The 16,149-nt window shown below is 64.2% G+C and carries 18 protein-coding genes and 1 pseudogene; 10 read left to right on the forward strand and 9 right to left on the reverse strand.

Going from position 1 to position 16,149, the window contains the following annotated elements; genetic code table 11:
* The first annotated feature begins 30 nt into the window (after positions 1-30).
* Positions 31-2,388, forward strand: a complete 2,358-nt coding sequence (locus QCE48_RS26915) for a TonB-dependent receptor (RefSeq protein ID WP_309783557.1) — start codon at positions 31-33, stop codon at positions 2,386-2,388.
* Between the two features lie 41 nt (positions 2,389-2,429).
* On the opposite strand, the gene QCE48_RS26920 is transcribed toward QCE48_RS26915, so the two are convergent.
* Together QCE48_RS26920 and QCE48_RS26925 are read right to left on the reverse strand one after the other, a co-directional pair.
* Positions 2,430-3,482 carry a beta-propeller fold lactonase family protein gene (locus QCE48_RS26920; protein WP_309783559.1) on the reverse strand — a complete coding sequence of 351 codons (1,053 nt, stop codon included), beginning with the start codon at positions 3,480-3,482 and terminating at the stop codon, positions 2,430-2,432.
* 146 nt (positions 3,483-3,628) lie between these two features.
* Positions 3,629-4,150, reverse strand: a complete 522-nt coding sequence (locus QCE48_RS26925; protein ID WP_309783560.1) for a DUF3280 domain-containing protein — start codon at positions 4,148-4,150, stop codon at positions 3,629-3,631.
* Positions 4,151-4,428: 278 nt separating this feature from the next.
* Here QCE48_RS26925 and QCE48_RS26930 point away from each other — a divergent pair, with 278 nt between their 5' ends.
* On the forward strand, positions 4,429-4,623 hold the full coding sequence (locus QCE48_RS26930; protein ID WP_309783561.1) for a hypothetical protein: 195 nt from the start codon (positions 4,429-4,431) through the stop codon (positions 4,621-4,623).
* On the opposite strand, the gene QCE48_RS26935 is transcribed toward QCE48_RS26930, so the two are convergent.
* Positions 4,604-4,789 carry a hypothetical protein gene (locus tag QCE48_RS26935; protein ID WP_309783562.1) on the reverse strand — a complete coding sequence of 62 codons (186 nt, stop codon included), beginning with the start codon at positions 4,787-4,789 and terminating at the stop codon, positions 4,604-4,606. The genes QCE48_RS26930 and QCE48_RS26935 overlap by 20 nt on opposite strands.
* Before the next feature lie 136 nt (positions 4,790-4,925).
* Here QCE48_RS26935 and QCE48_RS26940 point away from each other — a divergent pair, with 136 nt between their 5' ends.
* The 4 genes from QCE48_RS26940 (at position 4,926) to QCE48_RS26955 (ending at position 6,831) form a co-directional block, all read left to right on the forward strand.
* Complete coding sequence (locus QCE48_RS26940; protein WP_116568134.1) at positions 4,926-5,411, forward strand: SRPBCC family protein; 486 nt, start codon at positions 4,926-4,928, stop codon at positions 5,409-5,411.
* Positions 5,412-5,567: 156 nt separating this feature from the next.
* Positions 5,568-5,888 carry a hypothetical protein gene (locus tag QCE48_RS26945; RefSeq protein WP_309783563.1) on the forward strand — a complete coding sequence of 107 codons (321 nt, stop codon included), beginning with the start codon at positions 5,568-5,570 and terminating at the stop codon, positions 5,886-5,888.
* A gap of 20 nt (positions 5,889-5,908) precedes the next feature.
* Positions 5,909-6,283, forward strand: a complete 375-nt coding sequence (locus QCE48_RS26950) for a VOC family protein (protein WP_309783564.1) — start codon at positions 5,909-5,911, stop codon at positions 6,281-6,283.
* Positions 6,284-6,579: 296 nt separating this feature from the next.
* Positions 6,580-6,831 carry a hypothetical protein gene (locus QCE48_RS26955; protein WP_087628453.1) on the forward strand — a complete coding sequence of 84 codons (252 nt, stop codon included), beginning with the start codon at positions 6,580-6,582 and terminating at the stop codon, positions 6,829-6,831.
* A 9-nt stretch (positions 6,832-6,840) separates the two neighbouring features.
* Here the strand turns inward: QCE48_RS26955 and QCE48_RS26960 are convergent, their stop codons facing one another.
* Together QCE48_RS26960 and QCE48_RS26965 are read right to left on the reverse strand one after the other, a co-directional pair.
* Entirely contained in the window at positions 6,841-7,413 is a 573-nt protein-coding gene (locus tag QCE48_RS26960; protein ID WP_309783565.1) for a J domain-containing protein, read from the reverse strand.
* 84 nt (positions 7,414-7,497) lie between these two features.
* Positions 7,498-7,830 carry a hypothetical protein gene (locus tag QCE48_RS26965; RefSeq protein WP_309783568.1) on the reverse strand — a complete coding sequence of 111 codons (333 nt, stop codon included), beginning with the start codon at positions 7,828-7,830 and terminating at the stop codon, positions 7,498-7,500.
* 119 nt (positions 7,831-7,949) lie between these two features.
* On the opposite strand from QCE48_RS26965, the pseudogene QCE48_RS26970 reads away from it, so the two are divergent.
* Positions 7,950-8,492 (forward strand): annotated as a pseudogene (locus QCE48_RS26970) (phosphonate degradation HD-domain oxygenase); the annotation flags it as partial.
* Positions 8,493-8,511: 19 nt separating this feature from the next.
* Here the strand turns inward: QCE48_RS26970 and QCE48_RS26975 are convergent.
* Complete coding sequence (locus tag QCE48_RS26975; protein ID WP_309783569.1) at positions 8,512-9,771, reverse strand: YbfB/YjiJ family MFS transporter; 1,260 nt, start codon at positions 9,769-9,771, stop codon at positions 8,512-8,514.
* A gap of 159 nt (positions 9,772-9,930) precedes the next feature.
* On the opposite strand from QCE48_RS26975, the gene QCE48_RS26980 reads away from it, so the two are divergent.
* Positions 9,931-11,352: an MFS transporter gene (locus tag QCE48_RS26980; RefSeq protein ID WP_309783570.1), complete on the forward strand. Its 1,422-nt coding sequence runs from the start codon at positions 9,931-9,933 to the stop codon at positions 11,350-11,352.
* A 109-nt stretch (positions 11,353-11,461) separates the two neighbouring features.
* Positions 11,462-12,001, forward strand: a complete 540-nt coding sequence (locus tag QCE48_RS26985; protein ID WP_309783572.1) for a transglycosylase SLT domain-containing protein — start codon at positions 11,462-11,464, stop codon at positions 11,999-12,001.
* 116 nt (positions 12,002-12,117) lie between these two features.
* Here the strand turns inward: QCE48_RS26985 and QCE48_RS26990 are convergent, their stop codons facing one another.
* Together QCE48_RS26990 and QCE48_RS26995 are read right to left on the reverse strand one after the other, a co-directional pair.
* Positions 12,118-12,477: a hypothetical protein gene (locus QCE48_RS26990; protein WP_309783574.1), complete on the reverse strand. Its 360-nt coding sequence runs from the start codon at positions 12,475-12,477 to the stop codon at positions 12,118-12,120.
* Positions 12,478-12,607: 130 nt separating this feature from the next.
* The gene (locus tag QCE48_RS26995; protein WP_309783576.1) at positions 12,608-12,931 is read right to left on the reverse strand and encodes a hypothetical protein; all 324 of its coding nucleotides are present in this window, start codon (positions 12,929-12,931) and stop codon (positions 12,608-12,610) included.
* A gap of 404 nt (positions 12,932-13,335) precedes the next feature.
* Between QCE48_RS26995 and QCE48_RS27000 the strand changes: the two genes are divergently transcribed.
* On the forward strand, positions 13,336-13,815 hold the full coding sequence (locus QCE48_RS27000; protein WP_309783577.1) for a hypothetical protein: 480 nt from the start codon (positions 13,336-13,338) through the stop codon (positions 13,813-13,815).
* 104 nt (positions 13,816-13,919) lie between these two features.
* Here QCE48_RS27000 and QCE48_RS27005 read toward each other — a convergent pair whose 3' ends face one another.
* A complete protein-coding gene (locus QCE48_RS27005) occupies positions 13,920-16,034 on the reverse strand; it encodes a response regulator (RefSeq protein ID WP_309783578.1) in 2,115 nt (704 codons plus the stop codon).
* Between the last annotated feature and the right edge of the window lie 115 nt (positions 16,035-16,149).

Raw genomic sequence — 16,149 nt, forward strand, 5'->3', positions numbered from 1 at the left:
AGCCCATAAAACAAGCGTGTGGAGACGACGATGAAGAGCATGACGCGCAAGACATGGCAAGCGCATCCGTTCAAACCCCGATCCGCGTTGCGGCTCTGCTTCGGCGGCGCACTCGCGAGCATCACGGTCAGCGCGTGGGCACAGGCCGAAGCGCCGTCGGCGGCGTCCGCGGCTTCCGCGCCCGTCGCGGCATCGGAGGCCGCGCCCGCACCCGTGCAGGCCGAGGCGCTGCCCTCGATCGTCGTGGTCGGCACGACGCCTTTGCTCGGCGTCGGCACGCCGCTCGAAAAAGTGCCCGCGAACGTGCAGACGATCCGCGGACGCGACATCGACGCCCAGCATCCGCAGACGATCTCCGATTACTTCGCGGCCAACGTCGTGAGCGTCGACATCAACGACGCGCAGGGTAACGGCTCGCAGGCCGACATCAACTATCGCGGCTTCACGGCGTCGCCGCTGCTCGGCACGCCGCAAGGGCTTTCGGTGTTTCTGGACGGCGTGCGCGTCAATGAACCGTTCGGCGACGTCGTCAACTGGGACCTGATTCCGCAGGCCGCGATCAACATGATCCAGATCGTGCCGGGATCGAATCCGACCTTCGGCCTGAACACGCTCGGCGGCGCCGTCGTCGTGACGACCAAGAACGGCCGGTCCAATCCGGGCGGCAATGTCGAAGCGAGCTTCGGCTCGTTCGGGCGCAAGACCGCGCAGATCGAACAGGGCGGCGTGATCGGCAGCAACCTCGACTACTACTTCACCGCCAACGTCACGAACGACAACGGCTGGGCGGACCACAACGCGAGCAAGCTGCGCCAGGCCTTCGGCAAGCTGCGCTACACCGACGCCGACACCACGCTTTCCCTTTCGATGGGTGCCGCCGACAACACGCTCGACGGCAGCCAGACGATCCCGACATCGTTCCTCGACAACCGCAAACAGGCCTACACGTATCCCGACACGAACGAGAATCAGGTCGGCTACCTGACGCTTTCCGGCGATCACTACTTCAGCCCGAACGTCCAGCTTTCCGGCAACCTGTACTACCGTCATTACCGCAACAAGAACACGAGCAGCAACGTCAACGACGAGTTCGGCTCGGTCGAGGACGACGGCGACATCGACGAGATTCAGGCGACGAACGACCAGTCGGTGATCGTCACCGACAGCTATGGCGGCAGCTTGCAGCTCACGCTGCTCAACAAGCTCTTCGGGCGCGACAACCAGCTGGTGCTCGGCGCCGCCGGAGACTTCGCGAACTCGCACTTCACGCAGGCATCGCAGGATGCGTTCTTCACCGACACGCGCGCGACCGTGGGCATCGGCGGCTTCAATCCGCAGACCGATGCGAAGACGCGCAACCAGAACTGGGGCATCTACTTCGAGAATACGTTCTCGTTCAACGAGCAGTGGTCGATGACGCTCGCGGGGCGCTACAACTGGTCGAAGGCCGTGATCGCCGATGAGAGCGGCGTGCAGCCGCTGCTCGACGGGAACCATACGTTCTCGCGCTTCAATCCGGCGATCGGATTCAACTGGAACCCGACGCCCGCGTTCACGGCCTACGCGACCTACAACGAAGGCATGCGTTCGCCGACGGCGATCGAGCTGGCGTGCGCGGACTCGGCGGCGCCCTGTTCCTTGCCGAACGATTTCATCGCCGACCCGCCGCTGAACCCGGTGATCTCCAAGACGTTCGAAGTGGGCGCACGCGGACGCCTCGGCAACGCGACGACGTGGAGCGCGGCCGTCTACAGCACGAATCTCACGGACGACATCCAGTTCGTGAGCAGCGAGGGCGCGGCGAGCACGCTGGGCTATTTCCAGAATGTCGGCAAGACGCGGCGGCAGGGGCTGGAACTGGCGGGGCGCACGCAGTACGGACCTGTCGGCATTGCGGCGAGCTACAGCTATGTGAGCGCCACGTATCGGTCGACGTGGACGGAGAGCAGCGGAAGCAATTCCAGCGCGGATGACGACGGCAACATCACGGTGCATTCAGGCGACCGCATTCCGGGCATTCCGGCGAACACGGTGAAGGTGAGGCTCGACTATTCGGCGACGCCGAAGTGGAACATCGGTACGAACCTGTCATATCGGGGCAGTATTTTTGCTCGCGGCGACGAGAACAATCAAGACACGAACGGCAAGATCCCGGGGTATTTCCTGATCGACCTCGATACGACGTACAACATCACGAAGCAGTTACAGGTGTTTGCCACGGTCAAGAATCTGCTGAACAAGAAGTACTCGACGTTCGGGATTCTCGGCGAGAACTTCTTCAACGGGCCGAACCATACGTTCAACGGAGCGGACACCGTCAATGAGCAGTTTCTCGGACTGGGGGCGCCGCGGGGCGCCTGGGTCGGAATGCGGTATGCATGGAAGTGAATGGCTGCTAGCGCCTGTTTGAAACAAGCGCCAGCAAAACCTCACCGTCCAATCGACCCCGCCGAAGGCGGAAAAGTCACGATCCCCCAGGCCAACGGCAACTCGTCGATCTGCTTGATCGTCTGGTAGTTCGCGGCATCGAGCACATAGACCGCATTCGACCTCCCGCACGCGAGCAGCAGCTTTGCCCCGTCCGGCGTGAAGCTGAAGTGCCAGCACCGCTGCCCCACGGGAACATCGCTCACGTGTTCATAAGTCTTGCCATCGAACACCTGCAAGGTCTTGTCTCGCGATGCGGCCACGAAAAGCTGCTTGCCGTCCGGCCCGAACGCGACCCCATATGGCCCCGTCTTCGTATCGACGGTCTTCACCGTCTTCAGATTGCGCCCATCGAGCACGATGAACTTGTTGGCGTTCTCCAGCGTGACGACATACTGCTTGCCATCCGGCGAAGCCTTGATCCCGCGCGGCCGCGATCCTTTCGCGAGCTTCACGGTGCGCAAGGGCTTGCCCGTCCCCACGCGATACACCGACACCGTATCGTCGCCCTCGTTGGTCACGAGAACTTCCTTGCCGTCAGGCGAAAACTCGACGCCTTCCGTCTCACGACCACTCTTCACCGAATGCACGACCTTCAGGCTTTTCAGATCGACGATGGCGACCTCCGCCGGCGGCGAGTTCTCGTCTTCCTTCTCTTCCTGCGGCGGCTGTCCCGGCGGACCGCTCTCGCCCGGCTCGTAGGTCACGTAGGCATAGCCCTTGAACACGCGCACGAACTCCGGGTTCTGGCCGATCTTCGCCCGGCGCACGATCTGTCCCGACGACGTATCGATCTCCGAGAGATCGCCCGTCGCCTTGTTCGCGACGTAGAGCCGCGTGCCGTCGGCATTCAGACTCAGTCCGCGCGGACCGTCCTTGCCGAGCGAGATGGTCTTCGTGAGCGTCATCTTGTCGAGGTCGATCACGCCGACACCCGCCGTCTCGCTCGTCACGTAGGCGACCGGCGCGGCGGCGTGGGCGGCGTTGAAGGCACTTGCGGCAAGCGTCGTCGCGGAAAGCAGCGCGAGGCGCGCCGCCTTGTATCTATCTTGCATGTTCGTCTCCGGCGTATTGTTCTTTGCCGCGCGCAGGCGATGCCGCCACGATGCGCGAGCCCCGATAGGCAAGTTAGCCCATCAGGCGTTCGCTTGACAATGGCAGAGGGCGGGAGATTTTCCCGATTCGTCCGCGCGCGGACGAGTCAACGCGCGCCGGCGTCGGCGGCGAGCAGATCGACGAGCGATTTCACGCCGCGCCGCCAGGACTGGTCGGTATTGCCGCGAATATCGACGGAGCGCTGGAACACCGCCTTGCCCGTCGCGACATCTTCGACGCGCAGGTTGATGTTGAGGATCAGATTGCTGATTTTCTGCACCCAGCAGACGCCCACGCGATCGACGCCAAGCGTGCGTCCCACTTCCAGTTCGCAGCCGTTGCACGCGTTGAGATCCTGCGATGCCTGGAGGCTTGCGATGAGTTTGCCGGCCGGCGCGTTGTCGGCGACCCGGAAGAGTTCGCGCGAGCGCAACTGGTCGCGTAATTCGTCGCTGATCATGCCGAGCCGCGCGTTCTGGACGCGCGTGAGTTCGGCGTCGTTGTAGGCGGCGTTGTCGTCGATCAGCGCGCAATTGACGACCGCGATCGAGCGAGGCGCAGCGTGCGCCGGCGAAGCGAGGATGCAAAAGCACGCGGCAAGAGTGCAGGCGATGGTCTGCCGGGTCATGGGTTCTCCTTTTCCAGACGACTGCGCAACGGATCGACGTTAAATCAACGCGGCCAGGAATTCAACGCGCATGCGTCGCACGCGGACCAACTGCGGTGCGCTGCCTGTTCGACCGAAGCCAACATGAGCGGCATCGAATACATCGCGCGTGAAGGGCGCGAGCCTTATCCCGCTTCGCTTCGCGCGGGCGACGACCCCGCTTCGCACGATTGGCACAGGCCTTGCAAAATACCGGACGAGCACACGCCGTGCTTGCGTCCGACCTCAAGGAGCCCATCATGGAACGCGCCCTCATCATCAAAGACCTTCCCTTCTCCGAAGAAGAAGCCACCCTGAACCGCGAGCAAATGAAGCAGCTTACCGGCGGCCGGGCCGTTCGGGTGCGCGTCGACAACAACGGCGTCGGCACGGTCGACGACTGGGAGATCAACACCGCCATCTTCGAGGGCCGCATCAAGGGGACGTATATCTGAAGCCTGCGCGGCGTGCGGTGACCCTTCGACGCGTCACCGCATCGTTCACAACGCCATGCTCCTTGAGGCGTTCGGCCTGCGCGATGGTGCGCTCGACGTTCGAGGTTCGCGTGCTGCCGTCAAACTCCATGCGCACGCAGCTCTCGCGCCCGTAGAGCAGCGCCAACGTCACGCATGCGGCAAGCACGCTCGGGCGAACCCCGCGACCTACACTGAAGAGACAACACCGCGAGGCGCTTCGTCCGTTTCGTCTGACGTGACGGTTAGCGACGCGGGCGGAAGGCAACAAAAAAACCACGAACATGCCACTCACCGAGTACCGCTTCTCGACCGTCTGGTGCATCGACGCGAACATCGAGCGCGTGTGGGACGTCATCCACGATGCCGCGCGCTGGCCCGACTGGTGGAAGAACGTCGAGCGCACCGTCGAATTGAAGCGCGGCGACCGCGACGGCGTCGGCGCGCTGCATCGCTATGTTTGGCGCGGCGTGTTGCCGTACCGCGTGGTCTTCGATATGCGCGTCACCCGCGTCGAGCCGTTGAGTGCGCTCGAAGGCGAAGCGAGCGGCACGGTCGAAGGCACCGGCTGCTGGCGCTTTAGCGCACTAGCCGAAGGAACGCAGATCCGCTATGACTGGCACGTGCGCACCACACGCTTCTGGATGAACCTGCTCGCGCCGCTCGCGCGCCCGCTCTTTCGCTGGAACCACGACGTCATCATGCGCGAAGGCGGTCATGCGCTCGCGCGGCGGCTCAATGCGCGGCTGATCCGCATCGAACAATGGTAGACCGCTCGCGGCCGCACCCTTCGATGGATTCGAACCATCAACTGGAGTAACGTTGGACCGGAGCGGCCCGGCGTTTCGTTGCTCGTTTCGCTGCTCATTTCGCGAGGCGTTCAACACGCACGTTCGCTCCGCACATTCGCCAACAAGGAGGCGCTCATGCCCGACGAACCTGCTCAATGGCACGTGTTTGAATACGAAGGCTTCGAAATCCACGTGCTGCCGCAATTGAAAACGGCTCCGGAGCACGCGCCGCCGCGCACGATCGAACGCTATGTGTATATCGGCCACGTGTGCCGGCACGGCGCGAACGCGAATATGCCCGGCGAGGCGGTGCATTTCCACGCCGACGGCAACGACGAGTTCAAGTCCGCCGACGATGCCGTCGACGACGCGCGGCACGTGGGCAAGACCATCATCGACGGCACGCATCCGGATCTTTCCGTGTTGCCGCTCGTGTCGCAGCACCATCATCACTGACAACCCGACGACCGCCGACGATGAATCTGTTGACCGAGCCGAGCTTCGAAAGCCTGAGCGCCATCACGCTCGTGACCCGCGACATGCAGCGCGCGGTGCGCTTCTATCAGACGCTCGGCTTGACGCTTCTTTACGGCGGTCCGCAGGAAGCGTTCACGTCGTTTGCGATCGGCGGATCGTTCCTCAATCTGATCGCGGAGGCGCACGAACCCGTCAGCGGATGGGGACGCGTGATCATCTATGTGTCCGACGTGGATGCGCTTTATCGCAAGCTGATGGCGGCGGGCATCAAGCCGTCGTTCGCACCACGCGACGCGCCCTGGAACGAGCGTTACTTCCACGTCATCGACCCCGACGGCCACGAACTCAGCTTCGCGCGTCCGCTCGGTTCATAGCGATCCTTCCCGGCACGAGATTCGCTCTGTTTCCGTCAAGGGTCTTTCCCGCGACGTTCTCGAACCCTATGAATGATGGCGCACAGACCCGCGCTGCGCTCACGCGCACGCTGAAGGCACGCATCGAAAGAAAGTACCGGTCTGTTGCTATTTCGCCAAAAAACGCACACCGAAGCTTTCGAAGCGTAGAGTTAAAGTGCTTTCTCAAGTGTGTGGTGCGACGCGGCAGCCGGCTCGGTTACGCGATGCGCGCAGTCCGCGCAAGGCGGCAGAAACCGGTGAGACGGAGAGTGGAAATGAAAAGCACGAGTGAGCGGTCTCTGCGGTATCAGGTCGAAAAGTGGCTTGCACCTGGATGCTCTGCGCCGGTTCACGTGATGGAATTCAGCCGGACGCGGGTCGGCCACAGGCGGTATGTGCGCGTCGAGACTTCGCAGCCAACGGGTACGCGTTCACTCTTTTTCTTTCGCCATGACGACGGCTTCTGGTGCGTCTTCCCGCCCGACAGCGATCGCGTGAAGATGCATGTCGAAAGGCTCGCAGCCTAAATCTTGCGGCTAGAACTTCAGGCCGTTGAGAAACTGGAACCACAGCGCGCCGAGATGATGGGCGTGCGCAGGTTCCTTCTCCTTATCTTTCGTTTCCGTCTGCGCTTCTTCCTGTTCCCCTGCTGTCTGCTGCCGCGAGACATGCAACGCGATGGCGCTGTCGGCGATCTGACCTGCGGTTTGCGCGTCGCATCGCTGGCCGAGCAGCACGCCGAAAACTACATCGCGGTTGTAGCCTTGCGTGGCAAAGTGCATCGCGAGCGCCACGCGCTCCGCATACTCGGCCTCGGCCGCCGCCTGCACGGCCGCGCGTCGTTCGGCTTCCTCGGCCTCTTCCTGCTGCCGCTGCGCTTCCCAGCGGCGCATCTCTTCCGCGAAGATCGAATCGTAGACTTGCCGCTGCGCCGGGTCAGAAAGGATCGCGTACGCTTCCTTGATCTCTTGAAACGCGGCGCGTGCAGTGTCCTCGCTGCCGACATTGCGATCCGGGTGACAGCGCATCGCGGCCTTGCGGTAGGCACGTTTGATTTCGTCGTCGGTGGCGTGCTCGTCGACGCCCAGCGTTTCGTATAGCGTTGCCATCGTGCGTTCGGTTCGTGTTCGGGTCGCGGATCATCGTAACATGCGAAAAATGCAGCCTCGCGACGGCGCGAAGCATGAGCCACTTCACGGCATCCGGCGTCCCGTGAGGTGGCTCACGCCCTCGGCGCCGAGCCGGTCGAAGACGGCGCGCGCTGCCGGAAGCTGGCGGCGGATGTGCAGCCTGATGTTGAGCATCGCCACCGCGAACAGCGCGACGGTCGCGACGAGGTAATCGCGACGGCCGGGCAGCACGCCATACCATGTATGCGCGAAGACGAGCGCGATCCACACGACGGCCGGCAGATGCAGCCCCCAATGCCGTTGCGCGAAATGCCATGCAAGGCGCCGCACCGCGCGCTTCGATGCGCGGTCGAGGCCCGCGAGCGGTGCGTGCCTGCCATCGGATGCAGGGGGCATCGAATTCTCCAGCTTCGGTGGACCGTGCCGCTCCGGCGACACGGGATCGACACACGCGGGCATTATGATCCCGCACAGACCTTCAAGGGCGGCGCTCTATTCCCCTCTCGCGACACACGATGGCACTTTCGATCGCCGACATTCAACATCTCTTCGATTCACACGGCGCGCTCGCCTACAGCGGCGAACCCGTCACGCAATGCCAGCACGCCTTGCAGACAGCGACGCTCGCGCACGAGGCGGGCGCGAGCGCGGAGCTCGTCACGGCGTCGCTGCTGCACGACCTCGGGCACCTGCTGAACCGGCAAGGCGAGACGCCGACCGAGCGCGGCATCGACGACCTGCATCAGTACTACGCCCTGCCCTTCCTGCGCCCGCTCTTCGCGGACGCGGTGCTGGAGCCGATCCGCCTTCACGTCGACGCAAAGCGCTGCCTGTGCGCGATCGATCTCGCGTATCGCGCGAATCTGTCCACGGACTCAGCGCGCAGTCTGCGCCTGCAAGGCGGCGTCTTTAGCGAAGACGAAGCGCAGGCGTTCCTCGCGAAGCCCTTCGCCGAAGACGCGATGTCGTTGCGACGCTGGGACGATCTCGCGAAAGACGCATCGCGTTCGACACCCACGCTCGCGCATTTCCTCGCGATCGCCGACAGCGTCGACCGTCGTGTATATCAAAACACCTTCACCGCTGAACCAACAATGCTCTCTGCGTCGCAGCGAACCCCGCCCCCACAGCGAGCAACGCTGCCGAATAAACAAGCCCTCGCGCGAGCCCGGCGCCATCGGAGATCAACCCGATGACCATCGGCCCGACGATCTGCCCGAACGCGAACACGATGGTGAAAGCGCTGATCCCTTGAGCCCAGCGCGCGGCCGGCAGGTTGTGCCGGACGAAAGCCGTCGTCGACGCGACGGCCGACAGGAACGTCGCCCCGAAGAGAATGCCGGACAGGAACGCGACGACGGTCGAGCCGAAAACCACGGGCATGATGGTAGCCAGCGCGAGCAAACCGTTGAGCGTTGCAAGCGCCTGCCCGCCGCGCATTCGGTCGAGAAGCCGCGACCACAGCCGCGCGGACACCACCGTCGCCAGCCCGAGCAGCACATAGAACGCAGTGACGGCAGAAGCGCTCATGCCGCCGTTGCGCAGCATCGCGATGATGAACGTCATGTAGCCGATATAGCCGACGCCAAAGAAAAAATAGCCGGCGAGCATGCGAGCGAAGCTCGGCCAGCGAGGCGCATCGGCGAGTGTCTGGGCGGCGCCCTGACCGCCGGGCTGCGTCGGCTCGCCGGCCTCGATGCGCCGCGCCGCACCGGCCGCGAACACCGACAACACCGCGCACGCGAGCGCCAGCGCGAACCACGCGAGCTGCCAGCCATGCGTGCCGCTTCGTATGCTCGATGGCACGAGCAGCGCGGAGACCACGATCCCCCATCCCGCGCCGCCGTAGTACAGGCCAAGCACGAGCCCCGCGTCGCGAGGATGCGACGACGCGAGCCGCGCCGCCAGCACGCCCCCGCCGATGAAGATGAACGCGCTGCTGATGCCCGTCGCGACCCGTTGTGCGAGCAGCGCGCCGGTGTCGGCGAGCACGCCGCTTATCGCCATCACGATCGCCGTGACGATACAGCCCGCGATGAACGACATGCCCGCCGTCCAGCGTCGCGAGCAAAGTGGAAAGACGAGTGCGCCCAGCAGATAGCCGAGCGCGTTGGCCGTGTTCATCGCGCCGGCCTGCGCGAACGTCCAGCCGAGGTCCGCCTTCATCGAAGGCAGCAAGAGCGCATAGGAAAAGCGCGTGAGCCCGAGCGCGATCGCGCTGCCGAGCGACAGGCACACCGCGAGCGCCAGCGTCTCTTTGCGAGAACGCGCCGCACGGTCCGATGCTGTCCATGTCGCTTCGTGCCGTTGCGCGGTGCTGCCGGTGTCGTCGGTCATCGGTTCTTGTGGTGGCGGATGTGCCGCCTATGGTATCGCGAGCGCTCGCCGCCCGTTAAGACCGTTCCGCGCGCAAAGCGCCGACACCTGCTCGCGCGCGTTCAAGTAGACTGGCCTTCGCCCGTCATTCGTCGATGGACTCGACGCACCTACAAGCCCGTGAACCAGTCAGTAAACTTTCGCATCACCGCGGCCGTCGTCGCGAGTGCGCTCTTCATGCAGAACATGGACGGCACGATCGTCGCGACCGCCATTCCGTCGATGGCGCGCGATCTGAACGTCGATCCCGTGCATCTGTCCAGTGCGATCACCGCGTACCTCGTCGCGCTCACGGTGTTCATTCCGGCGAGCGGCTGGGTCGCGGACCGCTTCGGCGCGCGGCGCGTCTTCATGTGGGCCATCGCCACCTTCACGCTGGCATCGATCGCGTGCGCGGCGTCGACGAGTCTCGCGACGCTCATCGCCGCGCGCATCGTGCAAGGACTCGGCGGTGCGATGATGGTGCCGGTCGGCCGGCTCATCCTCTTTCGCGGCGTGAAGCGCGAAGAACTGCTGCAAGCGACGACCTGGCTCACGATGCCCGCGCTGATCGGCCCGCTGCTCGGACCGCCGCTCGGCGGCTTTCTCACCGATACGCTGTCGTGGCGCAGCATCTTCTGGGTCAACGTGCCGGTCGGGATCGCGGGATTGCTGCTGACATGGCGACTCCTGCCGCCTTCGCATCCCGAACACAAGCGGCCACCCGACGTGCGCGGAATGGTGCTGATCGGCGCGTCGCTCTCGCTCTTCATGATCGGCATCGAAAGCGCCGGACGCGGCTTCCTGCCTCGCGGCTTGCCGTGGCTGCTCGCCGCGTGCGGCGCGCTGCTCTTCTGGCTCGGCGTGCGGCATTGCAAACGCGTGCCGGACCCGGCCGTCGACTTTTCGCTGCTTGGGATTCCGACCTTTCACGCCGCGACGATCGCGGGCAGTCTCTTTCGCGCGGGCGCCGGCGCACTGCCGTTTCTCGTGCCGCTGACGCTGCAGACGGGCTTCGGCTACAGCGCATCGGCGAGCGGCCTCATCACGTTCGCGAGCGCGCTCGGCTCGTTCTGCATGCGGCCGATGACTGCGCTCGCGCTGCGCCGCTTTTCCGTGCGAGCCGTGTTGTGCGCGGGGAGCGTCTCGTTCGCGATCGTGCTCGCCATCTGCTCGACGATGTCGCAGGCGTGGCCTGCCGCCGCGATCTTCGTGCTGCTGTTGCTCGGCGGCCTGAGCCGTTCGCTTTCGTTCGCGACGATGGGCGCGCTCGCCTTCGCCGACGTGCCGCGCCCGAAACTGGCCGCCGCGACCTCGTTTCAGGGAACCGCGCAGCAGTTGATGAAAGCGGTCGGCGTGACGGTGGCGGCGGGCACGATCCAGGTCACGATGTTGATTTCAGGCAGCGCGCGTGCCGAGCGCTGGCAGCTTGCGTGCGGATTCCTGGTCACGGCGGCCATCGTGCTCGGCTCACTGCCGATGTTCGCGCGACTCTCGCCGGAAGCGGGCGCTGGCATCTCGACGCCGGGCCGCAAGGCTGCTAGCCACACGGAAACGCGTTAGCGAAGTCGCACCGGGGCGCCCAAGCGGCGACGGAATTTCACCAACCCCATGATTTGCAAGGAATTTTATTGTCTGTATAATGCCGCTTTTGCTTTCCCGCCCCATTGTCATGCGCCGTCTTCTCCTTATTTCGCTCGTTTCGCTCAGTCTGACGCAAGGCGTCGCTGCGCAGGAGAACGCGCAAGCCGACCCCGCTGAACAACAGGCGAGCGAGCGCATTTCGCGCGTCATTTCGCAAAAATTCGGCGTGGCCCGGGAAAAGGCCCAGCAGATTTCGGTGGCGGTGATGTCGTCGGCATCGAAATATTCGCTTCCTCCGGCGCTTCTTCTCGCGATCATTTCCATCGAATCGCGCTTCAAGGAAAAGGCCAAAGGCGCTAACGGCGCGACGGGTCTGATGCAGGTCGTTCCGGCGGCGCACAAGCGGCTCGTGCGCAATGTCGATCTGACGGAACCGGAAGCGAACATCGAGGTAGGCTCGGCAATACTGAACGGCTACCTGAGGTCCGCGCAAGGCGATCTGGATTCTGCTTTGAAAAGCTATGGCGGATCGAAGGCCTACGCAGAGAAGGTCAGCTTGCGCGCGAAGAGCTTCGAGCCCGTCGCTCCTTCCGTCGACGCATCGGCTGACAGCCTGCCTTCCAACTAACGTCTCATTCGATATCGCCGCGCGCCCGATCCATATCGATGCCGCATGAAGCCGGCGATGGACAGTCAAAGGCGCGCGCGTTCTTACGTTTCTACAAGCGCTAAGGCGCTAAAGTCTTAGTAGCCTTTCTGCGTGCCGCCGGACGTGCCGCTCGTACCGTTCGAGTTCATCCCGCCGCTCGAATTGGGCGCCTTCCTTTGCATGGTCCCCGACGACGCATCGTTGCCCATCCCGCTCTTCGCGGCTCCCGTGCCGCTCGTGCCATCCGTCGAGCCACCCATGCCGTTGCCGTTCATCCCGGCGCCGCCGTTCATCCCCGCAGCCGGAGCCCCGGTGCTACCCGCCATGCCGCCAGTATTTGCGCCGCCCGCTGCGCCCGTACCCGTCCCGCCGCCACCGCCGGCCCCTTGCGCATAGGCGCCCCCCGACAGACCCAGCACGAGTGCGGAAATCAGAATCGTTTTCGTCGCTTTCATTGCAGCCTCCATAGGTGTGCATGTCAGGCGCGGCAACGAGGTCGTCGCAGCGCCCGTACTCACTTCTTTGCAAACCGCGTGCCGCATCCGGGCTTCGACGAAGGCTTCCAGTGACGAACGACCGCGCCCATTAATAGCCCGGCGCGTAGGCGGGGCCGCACGGCACGTAGGCGCGCCGATAGTTGTCGAAACAGTATCCGGGTGGCGGCGGCGCGGGCTGCGCATACGCCGGCTCTGCATAGACGGGTTGCGTGTACACCGGCTGGGCGTAGACGGGCGCCTGGTACACCGGCGCCCCATTCGCAGCCGATCCGACGATCGCACCCAGCACTGCGCCGCCGATCAGCGCGCCGACGATCGCGCCACCGTCGCCGCCTCCGTGGCCGTGCGCGGACGCCTGTCCCGCCACCGACAAACTGCCGATCATCACCAAAGCAACTGCTGCGCGTTTCATGAGGTTCTCCAGGTCCGGTCGTCGGGATATGGGGCGGATATTAAGCGGACCGCGAAGAAATATCTGCAGCAGTTGGTAACGGCACATTTCAGCGGAAACATTTGCGCAAGGAACAATCGCCTTTGCCAAGAACCCTGTCGTCCAAACCGACTTGAGGCTTTATACGACTGTGCTTCAAGTCATCTGTTCGGATTCCGTATCATTGTTAGCCGACGAAATCACGCGATCGGTAAGCACGCGCCATAGGCTAAGAGCCCGCCGGATGTTCTTACCGGAGCTGCGTTGCAATTGGTCGCGACTGGTTACCCTTTGTCACCAGATGATCGTCAACGCTTGTCAAACGTTCGACGTTGATATGGACAGCACTGACACAAGCAGTGCACATTTCAAAGGAGTCTAAAACCATGAAGAAGATCGTCGCTGCTCTCGCATCCGCCATGCTGGTTACCACGGTATTCGCGCAAACGGCCGCGCCGGCAACGGAGACCGGCAAGGCTCAGATGAAGGCCAACAGTGAAATGGGTGAAGCACAGGCAACGGCCAACAAGAAGAAGGCCGAAGCGCAGGGTGACGCCGCAAAGGCGCAGGCGTCGGCGAATGAAGACAAGGCATCGGCACAGGCCGACGCCGACAAGAAAGCCGCGAAGGTAGCGAAGGCGACCACGCCGGAGCAAGCCTCCGACGCTCGGGGCGATGCCGCGAAGGCGCAAACCAAGGCAAACAAGAAGAAGCACGATGCTCAGGTCAAGGCCGACAAGAAGAAGCACGATGCCGCCAAGGACGCCGATGTGGCGCAAGCAAAGGCCGACAAGGAAAAAGTCGAGGCTCAAAGCGACGCTAACAAGACGGCCGCCGATGCGAAGGTCGACGCTGCAAAGAAGTAACGGGGCGAACGTCACGCGCATCGCGCACATCGGACCGCTAACGCACGCGTCGCGCAGCGGCTCATGATGTGCGTCTCGGGGCGAGTCTCGCGACTCGCCCCTTTTCATGCGTCGGTGCGAATAAAGACGGCCTTTTCGAGCGCGTCGAGGTCGAAGGGTTTGGGCAGCAGCGTGGCGCCGCTCATGTCGTCGTCGAGTTCGGCTGCGATGCCTGCGCCGTAGCCCGACGCGAACACCACGCGCAGCCCCGGCTGCATGCGCTTCGCCGCACGCGCGAGTTCGATACCCGACATGCCCGGCATGCGCACGTCGGTGAGCAGCACGTCGAACGACTGCGCGTCGAAGAGCGCGAGCGCCGCCTGTGCGTCATCCGCCGCCGACACTTGCGCGCCGAGCAGTTGCAGCAGTTCGCGCGTGGCATCGCGCGTGTTGACATCGTCTTCGACGATCAACACGCGCAGCGGATCGGGCGTTTCGTTGCTCGGCGCGTGGCTGTCGCGGAACATTGCGCGGACCTTGCGCGCGAGCGCATCGCGCCGGTACGGCTTGCTGATGAGCGCGACGCCCGGATCGAGCCGCCCCTTGTGCACGATCACGTTCTCCGTATAGCCCGACGTGAAGAGCACAGAGATCGACGGAATCGCCTCCTTCGCGCGCCGCGCGAGTTCGACGCTCGTTAGCGGTCCCGGCATGACGACATCGGAAAAGAGCAAGTCGATTTGCCCGTCGGCGGATTCGAGCATCGTCAGCGCGCTCTGTGCGTCGGATGCCTGCTGCACGTGATAGCCGAGTTGCGCGAGCATGTCGACGGCGGTCGCGCGCACGTCCGGATCGTCCTCGACGACGAGGATCGTCTCTGTGCCGCCCGTGACGGGCTCGTTTGCCGTGTCGGGCGCGAGCGTTTCTTCTTCCGGCGTGCACGGCAAATAGAGCGTGACCGTGGTGCCGCGCTCGATCGCGCTTTCCAGATGGATCGCACCGCCCGTCTGCCGCAGGAAGCCGTAGGCCATGCTGAGGCCGAGGCCGGTGCCGCGTCCGTCCGACTTGGTCGTGAAGAACGGCTCGAATGCGCGTTCGAGCACGGCGGGCGTCATGCCGGAGCCGTTGTCCGACACGGTGAGCATCACGTAGTCGCCGGCCGGAACGAGTTCGTCGCCGAGCGCGCGGTCCGCATCGAGATGCGCGTTCGATGCGACGATCGCGAGTTTGCCGGCGCCGTCGATCGCATCGCGCGCGTTGATCGCGAGATTCACGATCACGTTTTGCAGATGATTGCGGTCAGCGAGCGTGTTGCAAAGCCCGTCCGCAATCTCGATGTCGAGTTCGATCGATTCGCCGAGCGTGCGTCGCAACGCATCGGAGCATCGGTGCAGCATCCGGCCGACGTCGATGGGAACCGGCTCCAGCGGCTGGCGCCGCGCGAACGCGAGCAGTTGCGAGGAGATCATCGCGCCGCGCTCGACGGCTTCGTGCGCGCTTTCAAGGCGACGCAGGAGCGTGGCATCGTCGTGCGCGTGCTGCGTCGCGAGTTGCAGATTGCCGCCGATCACTTGCAGCACGTTGTTGAAGTCGTGCGCGACGCCGCCCGTGAGCTTGCCGATCGCTTCCATCTTCTCGGATTGCGCGAGCCCCGTGTGGGTGTCGCGCTTACCCGCGTGGGCCTCTTGCTCGCGCATCGCGGCGTCGAGCGAGCGCTGAGCGAGCACGCGCTGCGTCGCGTCGCGCGCGACCGACACGAGCCATTGCACGTCGCCGTTCGCATCGGGCACCGGCGACACGGTCACTTCCCAGTGCTTCAGATTGCCTCGCGCGGTCGGGCAGACGGCCTCGAAGCGTGAATGACGGCCGGCCAGCGCGGCATCGGCGGCGTCCTGCGCCAGTTCGCGCGCCTCGTCGGGCCATTGCGAGACCCACGGCTTGCCGCGCAGCGCCGCGAAATCGTCGATTTCCTTCAGATGCAGGCCGCGCGGGTTGATCGAATCCAGCGTGCCGTCGCGCCGCACGATCTCGATGCAGTCGCTGCTGCCGCTGAGCATGCTGCGAAAGAACGCGTCGAAGGCCGGGTCCGCGGACGCAGGCGAAGCCGGTCGCGCGGAGGGATGAGCAGACGGTTCGAGAACGGCGAAAGCGGCTTCGTCCGGAGCCTGGGTCGGCGAAAAGCTGAGCGGGTCCGCGTCGAGACGCGCCGTCGCGGGGTCGGAATGGGACGAATCGGTCATTCAAACGGTCGGATCAGGGTGTGGCGGCTGACGGCGCGCAGTAGTCGGACCGCGCTCCGCAGGAGTAACCGGTTGTCTAAGCAAGCAGTGCGCCAGCATTACAAAAAACTGTCGA

It is taken from the genome of Caballeronia sp. LZ024, from assembly GCF_031451455.1.
GTDB classification, from domain to species: Bacteria; Pseudomonadota; Gammaproteobacteria; order Burkholderiales; family Burkholderiaceae; genus Caballeronia; species Caballeronia telluris.